Consider the following 18267-nt stretch of genomic DNA (forward strand, 5'->3'; position numbering starts at 1 on the left):
ACTTTCTCCAGGTCAGGTATTTAGACGGAAATTCCTTCTCTTTCCAGTATATATGGATTGGCGGCAATTTAGCGTTTCGGGTTGTAAACCACCCTCACCCCGACCCTCTCCCTGAGGGAGAGGGGGAGATCGGTGCCCCCTGAGGGAGAGCATGGTGTTCCCCTTCTCCTGGGGGAGAAGGTTGGGATGAGGGCGTAAAGTGATCAGTCCGCGTCGTAGCCCAAATTCGGTGCTAACCAGCGCTCCACATCGGTCACTGACATCCCTTTGCGACGCGCATAATCTTCCACCTGATCGCGTTGAATCTGCGCTACGGCGTAGTATTTGCTGTCTGGATGGCTGAAGTACCAACCGGAAACCGATGCACCCGGCCACATGGCGTAGGATTCGGTCAGTTTCATACCAATTACATTTTCTACGTCCAGCAGCTCCCAGATGGTCGCTTTTTCGGTGTGTTCCGGGCAGGCCGGATAGCCTGGTGCCGGGCGAATCCCCTGATAGTTTTCGCGGATAAGATCTTCGTTGCTGAGGTTTTCTGTCGGCGCGTAGCCCCAGTAAACCTTACGCACGCGTTCATGCAGATATTCCGCAAAAGCTTCGGCCAGACGGTCAGCAAGCGCCTTCACCATGATTTTGTTGTAATCATCGTGTTGTGCTTCGTAACCCTCTGCCAATGCGTCTTCTTCCATGCCACCGGTTACTGCAAATGCGCCGATGTAATCCGCTTTGCCACTGTGTTTCGGGGCCACAAAATCGGCGAGGCAGTAGTTAGCAAAACCGACTTTTTCGGTTTGCTGACGCAAGTGGTGCGCGACGGTCTGCACACGAGTACGAGATTCATCACGATAGATTTCGATGTCATCATCGACGCGGTTTGCCGGGAATAACCCTACCACGCCACGCGGCGTCAGCAGTTTCTCCGCATGGAGTTTGTCGAGCATATCGTTGGCATCTTTAAACAAGCGCTGCGCTTCTTCGCCCACAACTTCATCTTCGAGAATGCGCGGATATTTCCCGGCCAGCGACCAGGTCATAAAGAACGGCGTCCAGTCGATATAATTACGCAGCGTTTCAATACTGGCCGTGACTTCCTGCACACCGGGACGATGTGGAACGGGTGGCGTATAGTTTTCCCAATCAAATGCCAGATCGTTTTCACGCGCGGCAGCCAGCGTCACTGGCGGTGTGCGAGGTTTTTTACGTCCATGTTGGGTGCGCACGGTGACATATTCTTTGCGGGTGCGCGCAACAAAATCGTCGTGCTGGGTTGGCGAAAGCAGGGCCGAAACCACGCCGACGGTACGCGAGGCGTTTTGCACATACACCGTTGGGCCGCTGTAGTTTTGCTCGATTTTTACTGCCGTGTGCGCTTTAGAAGTGGTCGCCCCACCGATCAGCAACGGCAGCGTAAAGCCCTGGCGCTCCATCTCTTTGGCTACGTTTACCATTTCGTCGAGCGACGGGGTAATCAAACCGGACAGGCCGATAATGTCTGCACCGACTTCCCGCGCGGTTTTCAAAATTTTCTCTGTGGGCACCATCACGCCAAGGTCGACGATTTCGTAGTTATTACATTGCAGCACCACGCCAACGATGTTTTTGCCGATGTCGTGGACGTCGCCTTTCACCGTGGCGAGTACGATTTTGCCGTTGGTCGAGCCTTTTTCTTTGCTGGCTTCAATGTACGGTTCGAGATATGCCACCGCTTGTTTCATGACGCGGGCTGATTTTACGACCTGTGGCAGGAACATCTTCCCTTCGCCAAACAGGTCGCCAACCACGTTCATGCCGTCCATCAACGGGCCTTCAATGACCTGAATCGGGCGTTCAGATTGCTGGCGTGCTTCTTCCGTATCAAGTTCAATAAACTCGGTGATACCTTTCACCAGCGAATATTCGAGGCGTTTCTTCACATCCCAACTACGCCATTCGGCTTGCTGGGCATTCGCGCCATCATCGCTTTTGCTACCGCGATATTTTTCTGCCAGATCCAGCAAACGCTCGGTGCTGTCATCACGACGGTTCAAAATCACGTCTTCGACTGCATCACGTAGTTCATCAGAGAGATCGTCATAAATGGCCAGTTGCCCGGCGTTGACGATACCCATGTCCATGCCGTTACGGATGGCGTAATACAGGAACACAGCGTGAATCGCTTCGCGCACCGGATCGTTACCACGGAAGGAGAACGACACGTTCGACACGCCGCCGGAGATCATGGCGTGTGGTAATTCACGCTTGATGTCTTCGCATGCGCCGATAAAGTCCTGAGCGTAGTTATTGTGTTCTTCAATACCGGTCGCAACGGCGAAGATATTCGGGTCGAAAATAATATCTTCCGGTGGGAAGCCCACTTCTTCGGTCAGAATTTTGTAGGCGCGGCGACAGATTTCAATTTTGCGTTCGCGAGTATCGGCCTGGCCCACTTCATCAAACGCCATCACCACCATCGCAGCACCGTAGCGGCGCACTAATTTGGCGTGGTGGATAAACGGCTCGATCCCCTCTTTCATGGAAATCGAGTTAACGATGCCTTTACCCTGAATACACTTCAGGCCTTTTTCGATGACGTCCCATTTCGAGGAGTCAATCATGATCGGCACGCGGGCGATATCCGGTTCACCGGCAATCAGATTCAGGAAACGTACCATCGCCGCTTCGGCGTCGAGCATCCCTTCATCCATGTTGATATCGATGATTTGCGCACCGCTTTCAACCTGTTGAAGTGCCACTTCCAGCGCTTCGTTGTATTTTTCTTCTTTGATCAGGCGCTTAAATTTGGCGGAACCGGTGACGTTAGTACGTTCACCGACGTTAACAAACAGGCTATCCGCACCAATGTTCAGCGGCTCAAGGCCCGCTAAACGACAGGCAACCGGCAGATCTGGCAGTTTACGCGGCGCAACGCCTTCAACCGCTTTGCTCATTGCAGCTATGTGGGCTGGAGTTGTGCCACAACAGCCGCCGATGATGTTCAGGAAACCGGCCTGCGCCCATTCGCCAATCTGACGCGCCATTTCATCCGCGTCGAGATCGTATTCCCCAAACGCATTGGGCAGCCCGGCGTTCGGGTGCGCGGTGACATAGCATTCTGCAATACGCGAAAGTTCTGCGACGTACTGGCGCAGCTCGTCTGGCCCCAGCGCGCAGTTCAGGCCAAAGGTCAGCGCATCCGCATGGCGTAGTGAGTTGTAGAAGGCTTCGGTGGTTTGTCCGGACAGCGTGCGGCCTGATGCGTCGGTAATGGTGCCAGAGATCATGATCGGCAGATCCACACCCAACGCTTCAAATTCAGTTTTAACGGCAAAAATAGCCGCTTTGGCGTTCAACGTATCGAACACCGTTTCAATCATTATCAGGTCTGCCCCGCCTTCCACCAGCGCACGAGTGGATTCACGGTAAGCATCCACCAGCTGATCAAAGGTGACGTTACGAAACGCGGGATCGTTGACGTCCGGAGAAATAGACGCTGTACGGTTGGTTGGGCCGAGAACACCGGCCACATAGCGTGGTTTTTCAGGCGTGCGAGCTGTCCATTCGTCGGCGCAGGCGCGGGCAAGTTTGGCAGCTTCGTAGTTAATTTCTGCCGACAGGGATTCCATTTGGTAATCCGCCATCGCGATGGTCGTTGAGTTGAAGGTGTTGGTTTCGACGATGTCGGCACCCGCTTCAAAATAGGCATAGTGAATAGCGGCAATGATTTCCGGTTTGCTTAGCACCAGCAAGTCATTGTTCCCTTTCAGGTCACACGGCCAGTCCGCAAAGCGTTCACCTCGGAAATCACTCTCCTCAAGACGATAGCTCTGGATCATGGTTCCCATACCACCATCCAGTACCAAAATGCGTTGTTGCAACTGCTGATGCAGTTTTTCTAAATTATTGTTCACTCTAACTCCCACCTGTTTACCCAAGCCTGTCAGCCTAACAAGTCATACTGTCATAAGTTGTAATAGTCGCAAAGGAATGGAACATGAGACATGTTCACCTGACTGCTCCGATGAGTCCGATGCAGGTTGCATTATCATCAAATAAAACGAAAATGATTTCCACAATACGAAAATAGGAGTCAGTCATGGTCGCTGCCGTTCCCGCCAAACGTGGAAAAAAACCGCGCGCTGCTACAGTGGCCGCACCACAGCCCACCGGGCAGGTTCAGTCGCTTACTCGCGGCCTGAAACTACTTGAATGGATTGCAGAATCGCATGGTAGCGTTGCGCTCACGGAGCTTGCACAGCAGGCTGGCTTACCTAACTCCACAACGCATCGTCTGTTGACCACCATGCAGCAGCTTGGCTTTGTTCGCCAGATTGGTGATTTAGGGCACTGGACGATTGGGGCGCACGCGTTCGTCGTTGGCAGTAGCTTCCTGCAAAGCCGTAATCTACTGGCGATTGTGCATCCGATGCTGCGCAAGCTGATGGAAGATTCCGGCGAAACGGTGAATCTGGCGGTGCTGGATCATAGCGATCACCAGGCGATTATTATCGACCAGGTACAGTGTGCCCAACTGATGCGTATGTCCGCCCCGATTGGTGGCAAACTGCCCATGCATGCGTCGGGCGCAGGAAAGGTATTTCTCGCCAATCTGAGTGACGATCAAGTTGCGACTTTGCTGCATCGCAAAGGGCTGCACAGTTACACCCCAGCGACACTCACTTCTCCGCTGCATCTGAAAGAAGATTTAGCGCAAACCCGCAAACGTGGTTATTCATTTGATGATGAAGAACATGCGCTGGGCCTGCGTTGTGTGGCGGCGTGTATTTACGACGAGCATCATGAAGCCTTTGCCGCGATTTCGATTTCCGGGCCGATCTCGCGCGTGACCGATGACCGCGTCACCGAGCTGGGCGCGTTAGTGATTAAAGCGGCGAAAGAGATAACTCAGGCGTACGGTGGCGGGCGTTAACCCGCCTGCTTTGCATCGCCGAAGCGAACAATGAATCGTTGCCGCTTACGGTAGGCAAACACATCTTCTACGTGTCCGTTACGGATACGCTCCTGCAACGCACGCCAGTAATCTGCGCGAAACAGATCGCTGTGCATCTCATCAAAAAGCTGACGAATTCGTGGGTCGGCGCATAAATAGTGACGAAACTCTTCAGGGAAAACATCGCCCGTCGCCACGCTATACCACGGCTCGGCGGAGAGTTCGTCTTCCGGGTAACGCGGTGGCGGTACGTTACGGAAGTTCACCTCAGTCATGTAGCAAATTTCATCATAATCATAGAACACGACTCGCCCATGCCGTGTGACGCCAAAGTTTTTAAACAGCATGTCGCCGGGGAATATGTTCGCCGCCGCAAGCTGGCGAATGGCATTGCCATATTCTTCCACGGCATCGCGCAGTTGCTGGCCCTCGACCTGTTCCAGCCACAAATTCAAAGGCACCATTCTGCGCTCGATATACAGATGGCTGATGGCAATACGGTCGCCCAGGTCGGTGAGTTTTTCCGGGACTTCCTGGTACAACAGTTCCATTAGCGGTTGGCTAATTTGATGTTTTGACAGCACAAAATTTTCAAACTCTTGTGTATCGGCCATGCGACCCACACGATCGTGCTCCTTAACCAGTTGGTAGCATTCTCGCACGCGTTCGGCCGTCACCTCTTTTTGTGGCGCAAACTTGTCTTTAATGACCTTAAAGACTCGATCAAAACCCGGCAGAGTAAATACCAGCATGACCATTCCACGGATGCCCGGCGCTTCAATAAACTGTTCGTCAGTGGCCGAAATATAGGTCAGATATTCACGATAGCTTTCGGTCTTACCGTGTTTCTGGCAGCCAATCGCCATGTACAGTTCGGCGGTCGTTTTTCCTGGCAATAACTCTCGTAGCCATTCAACCAAAGCGGCGGGCTGCGGGGCATAAACCATGAAATACGAACGCGCAAAGCCGAAGACAATACTCGCCTCGGAGGTGCTGGTCAGGCAGGTATCAATCACCAAAAGCCCATCATCTGTGCGATGAATCGGAAGCAAGAACGGCACTTTACCAGTCGGTAAGACCAGCTTGCCTACCATCCAGGCAGCTTTATTGCGATAAAAGAGTTCGTTGGCGATGTCGAGGGAAGCATGCTGTAAAACATCCTTGCCAAAGGTTTCTGTCAGATGGGCAATGATGTAACCCGCATCCCGCGCTAAATCTTGCCATGGCAGGCGTAAGGGCAAGTCTCTGAGCAACGTGCGTAAAAGAGGTTGCCACCCTAAAGCTGGGGTAAATGTTTTTGACAGTGGACGAGGGATCTCACGAAAGCGTTTTTCATCCTGGGAACTGAAGATAAAAAGCCGCTCGGGAGATAACGAGCGGTGATCGAAGAGGCGACAATAAACGGAATTGAAAAAGCTTTCTGCGATTTCAAAACGGGGGTAGTCGGGCAACAACTGCGTGTACTGGGCTTTGACGCGCAATAAAAACTCGTCGTCAGTATTCTGGCCGCCCGTGATACAGCGCAATTGCTCAACCACCAAACCAACGTGGTGATCATAAAGATGGATGCGGCTTTTCATCGCTCGCTGAACCGCATGCCAGTCTGCTTGCTCAAAGCGCTGCTGCGCCCCAGCAGTTATCTCCAGAAAGCGGCCGTACTGCGCATCAAAGCCTTGCAATATGGTGTGTGCAATTAACCACTCAAGCCTGGGTGTCATGGGCTTCTCCGTCATGATTTCCCCTCACCCTAACCCTCTCCCTGAGGGAGAGGGAACTGGACTGGTTTTCTCCTTCTCCCTCAGGAAGAAGGTCGTGATGAGGGTGGTTTTAAAACTGCTCTTCTTCCGTTGAGCCGGTCAGTGCGGTAACGGAAGAAGCTCCGCCCTGAATAATCGTCGTCACACGGTCGAAATAGCCAGTCCCCACTTCCTGCTGATGGGAAACGAAGGTGTAACCTTCTGGTGCGGCAGCAAATTCAGGCTGTTGCACTTTCTCAACGTAATGCCTCATTCCCTCACCTTGTGCGTAGGCATGAGCCAAGTCGAACATGTTGAACCACATGCTATGGATGCCCGCCAGCGTAATAAACTGGTACTTGTAGCCCATCGCTGACAGCTCCTCCTGGAACGAAGCAATGGTTTTATCATCCAGGTTTTTCTTCCAGTTAAACGATGGCGAACAGTTGTAAGCCAGCAGTTTTCCAGGGAAGCGAGCGTGAATGGCATCAGCAAAGCGACGAGCCTGCTCAAGGTCAGGTTTCGACGTCTCACACCACACCAAATCGGCGTATGGTGCGTAAGCAAGACCACGACTGATAGCTTGTTCAATACCTGCACGAGTGCGGTAGAACCCTTCTTGCGTGCGCTCACCAGTAACAAACTCACGGTCGTATTCATCGCAATCAGAAGTAATTAAATCTGCAGCGTCTGCATCAGTACGGGCAATCACCAATGTTGGCACGCCCATAACATCAGCGGCAAGACGAGCAGCGACTAATTTCTGAATGGCTTCCTGAGTCGGCACCAGTACTTTGCCACCCATGTGCCCACACTTTTTCACCGAGGCCAGTTGGTCTTCAAAGTGAACGGCAGCCGCTCCAGCCTGAATCATCGATTTCATCAGCTCGAATGCGTTCAGTACGCCACCAAAACCCGCTTCAGCATCGGCAACGATCGGCAGGTAATAATCGACATAACGCGGATCGCCTTGCTCGATGTTTGATGCCCACTGGATCTGATCGGCGCGGCGGAAGGTGTTGTTGATCCGATCAACCACAGCAGGAACCGAGTTAGCGGGATACAGCGATTGATCCGGGTACATGCTGGAGGCCAGGTTGGCATCTGCCGCAACCTGCCATCCTGAAAGATAAATGGCTTCGATGCCCGCTTTCGCCTGCTGTAGTGCCTGCCCGCCGGTTAACGCGCCAAGGCTATTGATGTAGCCTTTTTTCGATTCACCGTGCAGCAAACGCCACATTCTGGCCGCGCCGTTTTGCGCCAGGGTACATTCTGGATTTACCGATCCGCGCAGCTTGATGACTTCTTCTGCGGTGTACGGGCGTTTGATACCTTCCCAACGTGGTTGCGTCCAGTCTTGTTGTAATTGTTGGATCTGTTGGGTGCGAGTCGTTTTGGTCATGGCAGATGCTCCGTTTATTTTTATTTAGGTAAGGTTCAGGCAAGCAGGCGGTAGCCAGGCAGCGTCAGGAAGTCGATTAACGTATCGGAAGTGGTGATTTGCTCCATCAGCCGAGCCGCTTCATCAAAGCGTCCCTGGCTGAAACGCTTGTCCCCTAACTCCTCTTGAATAACAAACATCTCTTCGGCCAGCATTTGGCGGAACAGCGCCTTAGTGACCGTCTCGCCGTTACTCAACGTTTTTTCATGGTGGATCCACTGCCAGATTGAGGTGCGCGAGATTTCTGCGGTGGCGGCATCTTCCATCAAGCCATAAATCGGCACGCAACCATTGCCAGAAATCCAGGCTTCGATGTATTGCACCGCAACGCGGATATTGGCGCGCATCCCTGTTTCTGTACGCTCGCCAGGACAAGGTTCCAGCAGTTGTGCTGCGGTGATCGGCGCATCTTCTTCTCGCAAAATCTGCAATTGGTTTTTATCGTCACCCAACACTTTGCTAAAGACCTCCATCACTGTGTCGGCGAGACCTGGGTGCGCAATCCATGTGCCATCGTGGCCATTAGTAGCTTCCATTTGCTTATCGGCTTTCACTTTATTGAGTACCCAGTCGTTACGCTGGCTATCTTTGCTAGGAATGAACGCCGCCATGCCTCCCATCGCGAAAGCACCACGGCGATGACAGGTTTTAATCAGCAAACGCGAATAGGCGTTCAGGAATGGTTTGTCCATGGTGACAGATTGACGATCTGGCAGGACGCGATCCGGATGATTTTTCAGAGTCTTGATGTAGCTAAAGATGTAATCCCAGCGCCCGCAATTCAGGCCGACAATGTGATCGCGCAGCGCATGCAGGATCTCATCCATCTGGAATACCGCAGGGAGCGTTTCAATCAGCAGCGTCGCTTTAATGGTGCCACGTGGTAAGGAGAAATGATCTTCGGTAAAGCTGAACACTTCGCTCCACCAGGCTGCTTCCTGCCAGGATTGTGTTTTTGGCAGGTAGAAATACGGGCCACTCCCTTTTGCCAGCAGAGCATCCACATTGTGGAAAAAGTAGAGCGCGAAATCGAACAGGCTGCCAGGAATAGGTTCATCACGCCAGATGACGTGCTTTTCCGGTAAATGCAGCCCGCGCACGCGGCAGACTAATACAGCCGGATCAGGCTTCAACTGGTAGATTTTCCCAGCTTCGTTGGTCCAGCTGATCGTCCCACGTATAGCATCGCGCAGGTTGATTTGCCCGTCGATAACCTTGTTCCAGCTCGGCGCCAGGGAATCTTCAAAGTCTGCCATGAACACTTTGACGTTAGCATTCAGCGCGTTAATCACCATTTTTCGCTCGACTGGCCCGGTAATCTCAACACGGCGGTCGAGTAGATCGGCAGGAATTCCGCGAATTGACCATTCAGATTCACGAATGGAACTTGTTTCCGAAATGAAATCTGGAAGCTTACCTGCATCAATCTCAGCCTGCTGAACGGTGCGTGCCGCCAGCAGCTTATTACGCTGCGGTGCAAAGCGGGTGACGAGCTCACTGAGAAACGCTACTGCATCAGGCGTCAGGATCTGCCGCTCTGCTTCACCAAACGGCTGGCTAAAGGCCAGCTCTTCGCTAACTGTCTGTTGTGTCATTGGATATTCCCCTCGTCTTATCCCGTCGGTAATGCCAAATATAACTGGTCCGTCCAGCGTCCTGTTTTCACTCAACAGGATTAAGACTACTTCATGATTTTTTAAAATCAAAAACAATTTCCATTTTTGAAATGAAAATCATTTATCACATTGATATGTATGAGATTAAAATTTATTCAGGTAGGGAATGCGTTTTTAGAAAATAAAAAAGGCACCCGTAGGTGCCTTGATCTTAGAGGTGGCGGGATGCTGAAACGCTTAATCGAGCGTTGGATTCATATGGCGCAGATCGAACGGTGTGATCTGATAGACGTAGTAGTTCAGCCAATTGGTAAAGAGTAAATTTCCGTGGCTGCGCCATGTCGCATGGGGTTTTTTCTGCGGATCGTTGTTAGGGAAATAGTTATACGGTACATCAGGGTTCAGCCCCGCTTCAACGTCACGGAAATACTCGCCTGAAAGAGTATGCGCATCATATTCCGGATGGCCCGTAACAAAGGCAATACGTTTGTCTTTGCTGCCAAATAAGTACGCGTCCCCTTCCTCTGATTCAGCCAGAATTTCGAGATCGGTGTAATCCCGAATCAATGAGGCAGGGAAATCGGCATAGCGTGAGTGCGGTGCCAGGAAGGTGTCATCGAAACCACGAGTTAACAGGGCGTGCGGGTAAGTGAGGTTATGCGCATAAACACCAGACAGCTTCTCTTTACGCGTTTGTTTAGGGATACCATAGAGAATATTGAGCGCAGCCTGCACAGCCCAACAGACAAAGAGTGTTGAGGTAACGTGATCTTTTGCCCAGTGAAGCACTTGTTCGATCTGCGGCCAGTACGCGACATCGTTAAATTCAACCAGCCCAAGTGGAGCACCGGTGACGATCAGCCCATCGAAATTTTCATCCTGAATATCTTCGAAATTACAGTAGAAATTATTGAGGTGCTCTGTCGGTGTATTACGGGATTCACGGGAATCGATGCGCAATAGCTGGACGTCAACTTGCAGAGGAGAGTTAGATAGCAGACGCAAAAACTGGTTTTCGGTCTCAATCTTTTTCGGCATCAGATTAAGTATGAGCACCTTTAGCGGACGGATCTCCTGGTTGCTGGCACGTGACGAAGTCATGACAAAGACATTCTCATCACGCAGGAAATTGACGGCTGGTAACTCATCCTGTACCCGAATTGGCATAAGCTTACTTCCTCACAGCATACGTTTAAACGTTTAGACATCCAGATAGCTGAAGATAACGCGACCTTTGTCAAATGTCGAGTATTCATAAGATAGTTGAAAATGTTTCACTTAAGAACGAATTTTTGATTCAGTGAATTACGCTGGGTAATAGCATAATTTATAGAGGATTATCATGAGGATGCAGAGTTGAATATCTTAAATCGCAGACAGCAAAAAGCCCTGTACGTCAGTACAGGGCTTTCCACTTATTTTGAGCCTGGCAGTTCCCTACTCTCGCATGGGGAGACCCCACACTACCATCGGCGCTACGGCGTTTCACTTCTGAGTTCGGCATGGGGTCAGGTGGGACCACCGCGCTACTGCCGCCAGGCATATTCTGTTTTCATCAACCGTCACAGTTTCACCTGTAACCATTAACTTAAAATCTTGGAATTAAGCTGAAAATTGTCTGTCTCTCAACCAAAACACCTTCGGTGTTGTAAGGTTAAGCCTCACGGATCATTAGTACTGGTTAGCTCAACGTATCGCTACGCTTACACACCCAGCCTATCAACGTCGTAGTCTTCAACGTTCCTTCAGGAGACTCAAGGTCTCAGGGAGAATTCATCTCGGGGCAAGTTTCGCGCTTAGATGCTTTCAGCGCTTATCTTTTCCGCATTTAGCTACCGGGCAATGCCATTGGCATGACAACCCGAACACCAGTGATGCGTCCACTCCGGTCCTCTCGTACTAGGAGCAGCCCCCCTCAATTCTCCAGCGCCCACGGCAGATAGGGACCGAACTGTCTCACGACGTTCTAAACCCAGCTCGCGTACCACTTTAAATGGCGAACAGCCATACCCTTGGGACCTACTTCAGCCCCAGGATGTGATGAGCCGACATCGAGGTGCCAAACACCGCCGTCGATATGAACTCTTGGGCGGTATCAGCCTGTTATCCCCGGAGTACCTTTTATCCGTTGAGCGATGGCCCTTCCATTCAGAACCACCGGATCACTAAGACCTGCTTTCGCACCTGCTCGAGCCGTCACTCTCGCAGTCAAGCTAGCTTATGCCTTTGCACTAACCTCACGATGTCCGACCGTGATTAGCTAACCTTCGTGCTCCTCCGTTACGCTTTAGGAGGAGACCGCCCCAGTCAAACTACCCACCAGACACTGTCCGCAACCCGGATCACGGGTCTACGTTAGAACATCAAACATTAAAGGGTGGTATTTCAAGGTTGGCTCCACGCAGACTGGCGTCCACGCTTCAAAGCCTCCCACCTATCCTACACATCAAGGCTCAATGTTCAGTGTCAAGCTATAGTAAAGGTTCACGGGGTCTTTCCGTCTTGCCGCGGGTACACTGCATCTTCACAGCGATTTCAATTTCACTGAGTCTCGGGTGGAGACAGCCTGGCCATCATTACGCCATTCGTGCAGGTCGGAACTTACCCGACAAGGAATTTCGCTACCTTAGGACCGTTATAGTTACGGCCGCCGTTTACCGGGGCTTCGATCAAGAGCTTCTCCTTACGGATAACCCCATCAATTAACCTTCCGGCACCGGGCAGGCGTCACACCGTATACGTCCACTTTCGTGTTTGCACAGTGCTGTGTTTTTAATAAACAGTTGCAGCCAGCTGGTATCTTCGACTGCCTTCAGCTCCATCCGCAAGGGACTTCACCTACCGACAGCGTGCCTTCTCCCGAAGTTACGGCACCATTTTGCCTAGTTCCTTCACCCGAGTTCTCTCAAGCGCCTTGGTATTCTCTACCTGACCACCTGTGTCGGTTTGGGGTACGATTTGATGTTACCTGATGCTTAGAGGCTTTTCCTGGAAGCAGGGCATTTGTTACTTCAGCACCGTAGTGCCTCGTCATCACACCTCAGCGTTAACAGAAGTCCGGATTTACCTAAACTTCCCGCCTACATGCTTAAACCGGGACAACCGTCGCCCGGCTAACATAGCCTTCTCCGTCCCCCCTTCGCAGTAACACCGAGTACAGGAATATTAACCTGTTTCCCATCGACTACGCCTTTCGGCCTCGCCTTAGGGGTCGACTCACCCTGCCCCGATTAACGTTGGACAGGAACCCTTGGTCTTCCGGCGAGCGGGCTTTTCACCCGCTTTATCGTTACTTATGTCAGCATTCGCACTTCTGATACCTCCACCAGACCTCACAGTCCAGCTTCAACGGCTTACAGAACGCTCCCCTACCCAACAACGCATAAGCGTCGCTGCCGCAGCTTCGGTGCATGGTTTAGCCCCGTTACATCTTCCGCGCAGGCCGACTCGACCAGTGAGCTATTACGCTTTCTTTAAATGATGGCTGCTTCTAAGCCAACATCCTGGCTGTCTGTGCCTTCCCACATCGTTTCCCACTTAACCATGACTTTGGGACCTTAGCTGGCGGTCTGGGTTGTTTCCCTCTTCACGACGGACGTTAGCACCCGCCGTGTGTCTCCCGTGATAACATTCTTCGGTATTCGTAGTTTGCATCGGGTTGGTAAGCCGGGATGGCCCCCTAGCCGAAACAGTGCTCTACCCCCGAAGATGAGTTCACGAGGCGCTACCTAAATAGCTTTCGGGGAGAACCAGCTATCTCCCGGTTTGATTGGCCTTTCACCCCCAGCCACAAGTCATCCGCTAATTTTTCAACATTAGTCGGTTCGGTCCTCCAGTTAGTGTTACCCAACCTTCAACCTGCCCATGGCTAGATCACCGGGTTTCGGGTCTATACCCTGCAACTTAACGCCCAGTTAAGACTCGGTTTCCCTGCGGCTCCCCTATACGGTTAACCTTGCTACAGAATATAAGTCGCTGACCCATTATACAAAAGGTACGCAGTCACCCCATAAAAGAGGCTCCCACTGCTTGTACGTACACGGTTTCAGGTTCTGTTTCACTCCCCTCGCCGGGGTTCTTTTCGCCTTTCCCTCACGGTACTGGTTCACTATCGGTCAGTCAGGAGTATTTAGCCTTGGAGGATGGTCCCCCCATATTCAGACAGGATACCACGTGTCCCGCCCTACTCTTCGAGTTCACAGCAAGTGCATTTTTGTGTACGGGAGTATCACCCTGTACCCTGCGACTTTCCAGACGCTTCCACTAATGCACAAACTGATTCAGACTCTGGGCTGCTCCCCGTTCGCTCGCCGCTACTGGGGGAATCTCGGTTGATTTCTTTTCCTCGGGGTACTTAGATGTTTCAGTTCCCCCGGTTCGCTTCGTTAAGCTATGTATTCACTTAACGATAGTGCAACGAATTGCACTGGGTTTCCCCATTCGGAAATCGTCGGTTATAACGGTTCATATCACCTTACCGACGCTTATCGCAGATTAGCACGTCCTTCATCGCCTCTGACTGCCAGGGCATCCACCGTGTACGCTTAGTCGCTTAACCTCACAACCCGAAGATGTCTCGTGAGACACAATCGAGGTTGCGAAAATTTGAGAGACTCGAACACACCGATACATCCTTTCTTATTACGGAGAAAGGAAACAGTGTGTCGTTTCAATTTTCAGCTTGTTCCAGATTTTTAAAGAGCAAATACTTCTCAGCACACTGTTAAACAGTACACTTAGAAGTATTTCATTTACTTTCATCAGACAATCTGTGTGAGCACTACGCAAGTTCGTATCTATTAGGTAAGGAGGTGATCCAACCGCAGGTTCCCCTACGGTTACCTTGTTACGACTTCACCCCAGTCATGAATCACAAAGTGGTAAGCGCCCTCCCGAAGGTTAAGCTACCTACTTCTTTTGCAACCCACTCCCATGGTGTGACGGGCGGTGTGTACAAGGCCCGGGAACGTATTCACCGTAGCATTCTGATCTACGATTACTAGCGATTCCGACTTCACGGAGTCGAGTTGCAGACTCCGATCCGGACTACGACGCACTTTATGAGGTCCGCTTGCTCTCGCGAGGTCGCTTCTCTTTGTATGCGCCATTGTAGCACGTGTGTAGCCCTACTCGTAAGGGCCATGATGACTTGACGTCATCCCCACCTTCCTCCAGTTTATCACTGGCAGTCTCCTTTGAGTTCCCGGCCGAACCGCTGGCAACAAAGGATAAGGGTTGCGCTCGTTGCGGGACTTAACCCAACATTTCACAACACGAGCTGACGACAGCCATGCAGCACCTGTCTCACGGTTCCCGAAGGCACTAAGGCATCTCTGCCGAATTCCGTGGATGTCAAGAGTAGGTAAGGTTCTTCGCGTTGCATCGAATTAAACCACATGCTCCACCGCTTGTGCGGGCCCCCGTCAATTCATTTGAGTTTTAACCTTGCGGCCGTACTCCCCAGGCGGTCGACTTAACGCGTTAGCTCCGGAAGCCACTCCTCAAGGGAACAACCTCCAAGTCGACATCGTTTACGGCGTGGACTACCAGGGTATCTAATCCTGTTTGCTCCCCACGCTTTCGCACCTGAGCGTCAGTCTTTGTCCAGGGGGCCGCCTTCGCCACCGGTATTCCTCCAGATCTCTACGCATTTCACCGCTACACCTGGAATTCTACCCCCCTCTACAAGACTCTAGCTTGCCAGTTTCGAATGCAGTTCCCAGGTTGAGCCCGGGGATTTCACATCCGACTTGACAAACCGCCTGCGTGCGCTTTACGCCCAGTAATTCCGATTAACGCTTGCACCCTCCGTATTACCGCGGCTGCTGGCACGGAGTTAGCCGGTGCTTCTTCTGCGAGTAACGTCAATCGCCAAGGTTATTAACCTTAACGCCTTCCTCCTCGCTGAAAGTACTTTACAACCCGAAGGCCTTCTTCATACACGCGGCATGGCTGCATCAGGCTTGCGCCCATTGTGCAATATTCCCCACTGCTGCCTCCCGTAGGAGTCTGGACCGTGTCTCAGTTCCAGTGTGGCTGGTCATCCTCTCAGACCAGCTAGGGATCGTCGCCTAGGTGAGCCATTACCTCACCTACTAGCTAATCCCATCTGGGCACATCTGATGGCATGAGGCCCGAAGGTCCCCCACTTTGGTCCGAAGACGTTATGCGGTATTAGCTACCGTTTCCAGTAGTTATCCCCCTCCATCAGGCAGTTTCCCAGACATTACTCACCCGTCCGCCGCTCGTCACCCAGGAGCAAGCTCCCTGTGCTACCGCTCGACTTGCATGTGTTAGGCCTGCCGCCAGCGTTCAATCTGAGCCATGATCAAACTCTTCAATTAAAAGCTTGATTTGCTTCAACTCGTGAAGCGGTGCTCAAAAATTAACTTTCGTAATAATTCAACTAAATGAATTACTGCTTGGTCACTCTTCAAGACTTGATATTTTTTTGATACCCGAAGGTATCTGAGATATCAATCCTGCGAGTGCCCACACAGATTGTCTGATAAATTGTTAAAGAGCAGTGAGTTACGCGCTTTCGCTTGCTAACTCGAGGTGGCGTATATTACGCTTTCCTCTTTCAGAGTCAACCCTTAATTTCAGGATATTTGACTCTCATCGCCGCCGTTACTCTGTGATGTTGTTCACATGTTCCGTGTCGATGGAGGCGCATTATAGGGAGTTATCCTGAGGCTGCAACCCTAAATTTGCACTAATTTTACTGACTGCTGCAATCCCCAGCAAAACCCCGCCTTATACGCAGTTGTGCACAAAGTTATCCACAATCGTGATGAAGACCCAAATTTTGCGAGCGTGACGCAAACGTTTTCGCTACAATGCACCCGCATTAAAAGGACGCCCCGTTTTGGGGCGTTAGCTGAGTTTTAGGGGAAATAACTAAAATTCAGCTAACGCTCTTCTATATGCGAACCAAAGCTAAGGGATCAAACCATGCAACAACGTCGTCCTGTACGCCGCGCTCTGCTCAGTGTTTCTGACAAAGCCGGTATCGTCGAATTCGCCCAGGCACTTTCCCAACGTGGTGTAGTGCTGCTCTCTACAGGCGGAACCGCTCGTCTGCTGGCTGATGCTGGCCTACCGGTAACCGAAGTCTCTGACTACACCGGTTTCCCGGAGATGATGGATGGACGCGTCAAAACCCTGCATCCAAAAGTCCACGGTGGCATTCTGGGTCGTCGTGGCCAGGATGATGCCATCATGGAACAACACGCAATCTCCCCAATTGATATGGTTGTCGTCAACCTGTACCCGTTTGCACAGACAGTCGCCCGCGAAGGCTGCTCTCTGGAAGATGCGGTAGAGAATATTGATATCGGCGGTCCAACCATGGTGCGCTCCGCGGCGAAGAACCATAAAGATGTCGCGATCGTGGTTAAGAGCAGCGACTACCAGGCAATTATTAATGAGCTGGATGCTAACGAAGGTTCTCTTACTCACGAGACGCGTTTCGATTTGGCGATTAAGGCATTCGAACACACAGCCGCTTACGACAGCATGATCGCCAACTACTTCGGTAGTCTGGTTCCTGCCTATCATGGTGAGAGCAACGAACCTTCCGGTCGTTTCCCTCGTACGCTCAACCTGAACTTCATTAAGAAGCAGGATATGCGTTACGGTGAAAACAGCCACCAGCAAGCAGCCTTCTATATAGAAGAAGAAATTAAAGAAGCATCCGTCGCGACTGCAACGCAAGTTCAGGGCAAAGCGCTTTCTTATAACAACATTGCCGATACCGATGCGGCACTGGAATGCGTAAAAGAGTTTAGCGAACCTGCCTGCGTTATCGTGAAGCATGCCAACCCTTGTGGCGTGGCTGTCAGCGACTCCTTATTAGATGCTTATGATCGCGCTTACAAAACCGATCCGACTTCAGCATTCGGCGGCATCATCGCGTTTAACCGTGAACTGGATGCCAAGACTGCGCAGGCCATTATCTCCCGCCAGTTTGTCGAAGTGATTATTGCCCCATCGGCAAGCGAAGAAGCATTGATGATCACGGCGGCTAAGCAAAATGTTCGTGTACTGACGTGTGGACAATGGCAGCAACGCGCTGCGGGCCTGGATTTCAAGCGCGTCAACGGTGGCCTGTTAGTGCAAGACCGTGATTTAGGAATGGTGACTGCCGCCGACCTGCGTGTGGTCAGCAAGCGTCAGCCTTCCGAGCAAGAACTGCGTGATGCTTTGTTCTGCTGGAAAGTCGCGAAGTTCGTGAAGTCCAATGCGATTGTGTATGCCCGCGAAAATATGACTATCGGCATAGGCGCAGGTCAAATGAGCCGTGTTTACTCTGCCAAGATTGCCGGTATTAAAGCCGCCGATGAAGGTCTGGAAGTGAAAGGCTCTGCAATGGCATCCGATGCGTTCTTCCCGTTCCGCGATGGTATTGATGCAGCAGCAGCAGTCGGCGTAAGTTGTGTTATCCAGCCTGGCGGTTCGATCCGTGATGACGAAGTGATCGCCGCCGCTGACGAACATGGGATCGCAATGATCTTTACTGACATGCGCCACTTCCGCCATTAATCC

General features: G+C 51.7%; 7 protein-coding genes and 3 rRNA genes. 2 read left to right on the forward strand and 8 right to left on the reverse strand.

The features are described from left to right. Window positions 1-203 precede the first annotated feature (203 nt). Window positions 204-3887, reverse strand: coding sequence for a methionine synthase (gene metH / locus OH773_RS20210; protein ID WP_270141365.1), 3684 nt, complete (start codon window positions 3885-3887; stop codon window positions 204-206). A gap of 185 nt (window positions 3888-4072) precedes the next feature. Here metH and iclR point away from each other — a divergent pair, with 185 nt between their 5' ends. After that, complete coding sequence (gene iclR, locus OH773_RS20215) at window positions 4073-4906, forward strand: glyoxylate bypass operon transcriptional repressor IclR (RefSeq protein WP_151994243.1); 834 nt, start codon at window positions 4073-4075, stop codon at window positions 4904-4906. Here the strand turns inward: iclR and aceK are convergent. The 7 genes from aceK to OH773_RS20250 form a co-directional block, all read right to left on the reverse strand. Then, window positions 4903-6645, reverse strand: coding sequence for a bifunctional isocitrate dehydrogenase kinase/phosphatase (aceK, locus tag OH773_RS20220; protein ID WP_270141369.1), 1743 nt, complete (start codon window positions 6643-6645; stop codon window positions 4903-4905). The two genes, iclR and aceK, sit on opposite strands and share 4 nt — an antisense overlap. A 109-nt stretch (window positions 6646-6754) precedes the next feature. Beyond that, complete coding sequence (gene aceA / locus OH773_RS20225; RefSeq protein WP_270141371.1) at window positions 6755-8065, reverse strand: isocitrate lyase; 1311 nt, start codon at window positions 8063-8065, stop codon at window positions 6755-6757. 35 nt (window positions 8066-8100) lie between these two features. Next, on the reverse strand, window positions 8101-9699 hold the full coding sequence (aceB, locus tag OH773_RS20230) for a malate synthase A (protein WP_270141372.1): 1599 nt from the start codon (window positions 9697-9699) through the stop codon (window positions 8101-8103). Between the two features lie 258 nt (window positions 9700-9957). Then, window positions 9958-10887 (reverse strand): homoserine O-acetyltransferase MetA, encoded by a 930-nt coding sequence (gene metA, locus OH773_RS20235; RefSeq protein WP_270141373.1) that lies wholly within the window; start codon window positions 10885-10887, stop codon window positions 9958-9960. Window positions 10888-11144: 257 nt separating this feature from the next. After that, window positions 11145-11260 (reverse strand): 5S ribosomal RNA (rrf, locus tag OH773_RS20240). Window positions 11261-11370: 110 nt separating this feature from the next. Continuing rightward, window positions 11371-14278: ribosomal RNA gene (locus OH773_RS20245) — 23S ribosomal RNA — on the reverse strand. A 246-nt stretch (window positions 14279-14524) separates the two neighbouring features. After that, a 16S ribosomal RNA gene (locus tag OH773_RS20250) occupies window positions 14525-16064 on the reverse strand. The 16S, 23S and 5S rRNA genes sit together here, the layout of an rRNA operon. A 610-nt stretch (window positions 16065-16674) precedes the next feature. On the opposite strand from OH773_RS20250, the gene purH reads away from it, so the two are divergent. Further along, a complete protein-coding gene (gene purH, locus OH773_RS20255; protein ID WP_270141375.1) occupies window positions 16675-18264 on the forward strand; it encodes a bifunctional phosphoribosylaminoimidazolecarboxamide formyltransferase/IMP cyclohydrolase in 1590 nt (529 codons plus the stop codon). The last annotated feature ends 3 nt before the right edge of the window (window positions 18265-18267 follow it).

The sequence above is a fragment of the Buttiauxella sp. WJP83 genome (assembly GCF_027594725.1).
GTDB classification, from domain to species: domain Bacteria; phylum Pseudomonadota; class Gammaproteobacteria; order Enterobacterales; family Enterobacteriaceae; genus Buttiauxella; species Buttiauxella selenatireducens.

Coding starts and splice junctions, on each gene's coding strand:
- aceK (WP_270141369.1), bottom strand. CDS start 6,645: ATGACACCCAGGCTTGAGTGGTTAATTGCACACACCATATTGCAAGGC.
- aceA (WP_270141371.1), bottom strand. CDS start 8,065: ATGACCAAAACGACTCGCACCCAACAGATCCAACAATTACAACAAGAC.
- aceB (WP_270141372.1), bottom strand. CDS start 9,699: ATGACACAACAGACAGTTAGCGAAGAGCTGGCCTTTAGCCAGCCGTTT.
- purH (WP_270141375.1), top strand. CDS start 16,675: ATGCAACAACGTCGTCCTGTACGCCGCGCTCTGCTCAGTGTTTCTGAC.
- metA (WP_270141373.1), bottom strand. CDS start 10,887: ATGCCAATTCGGGTACAGGATGAGTTACCAGCCGTCAATTTCCTGCGT.
- iclR (WP_151994243.1), top strand. CDS start 4,073: ATGGTCGCTGCCGTTCCCGCCAAACGTGGAAAAAAACCGCGCGCTGCT.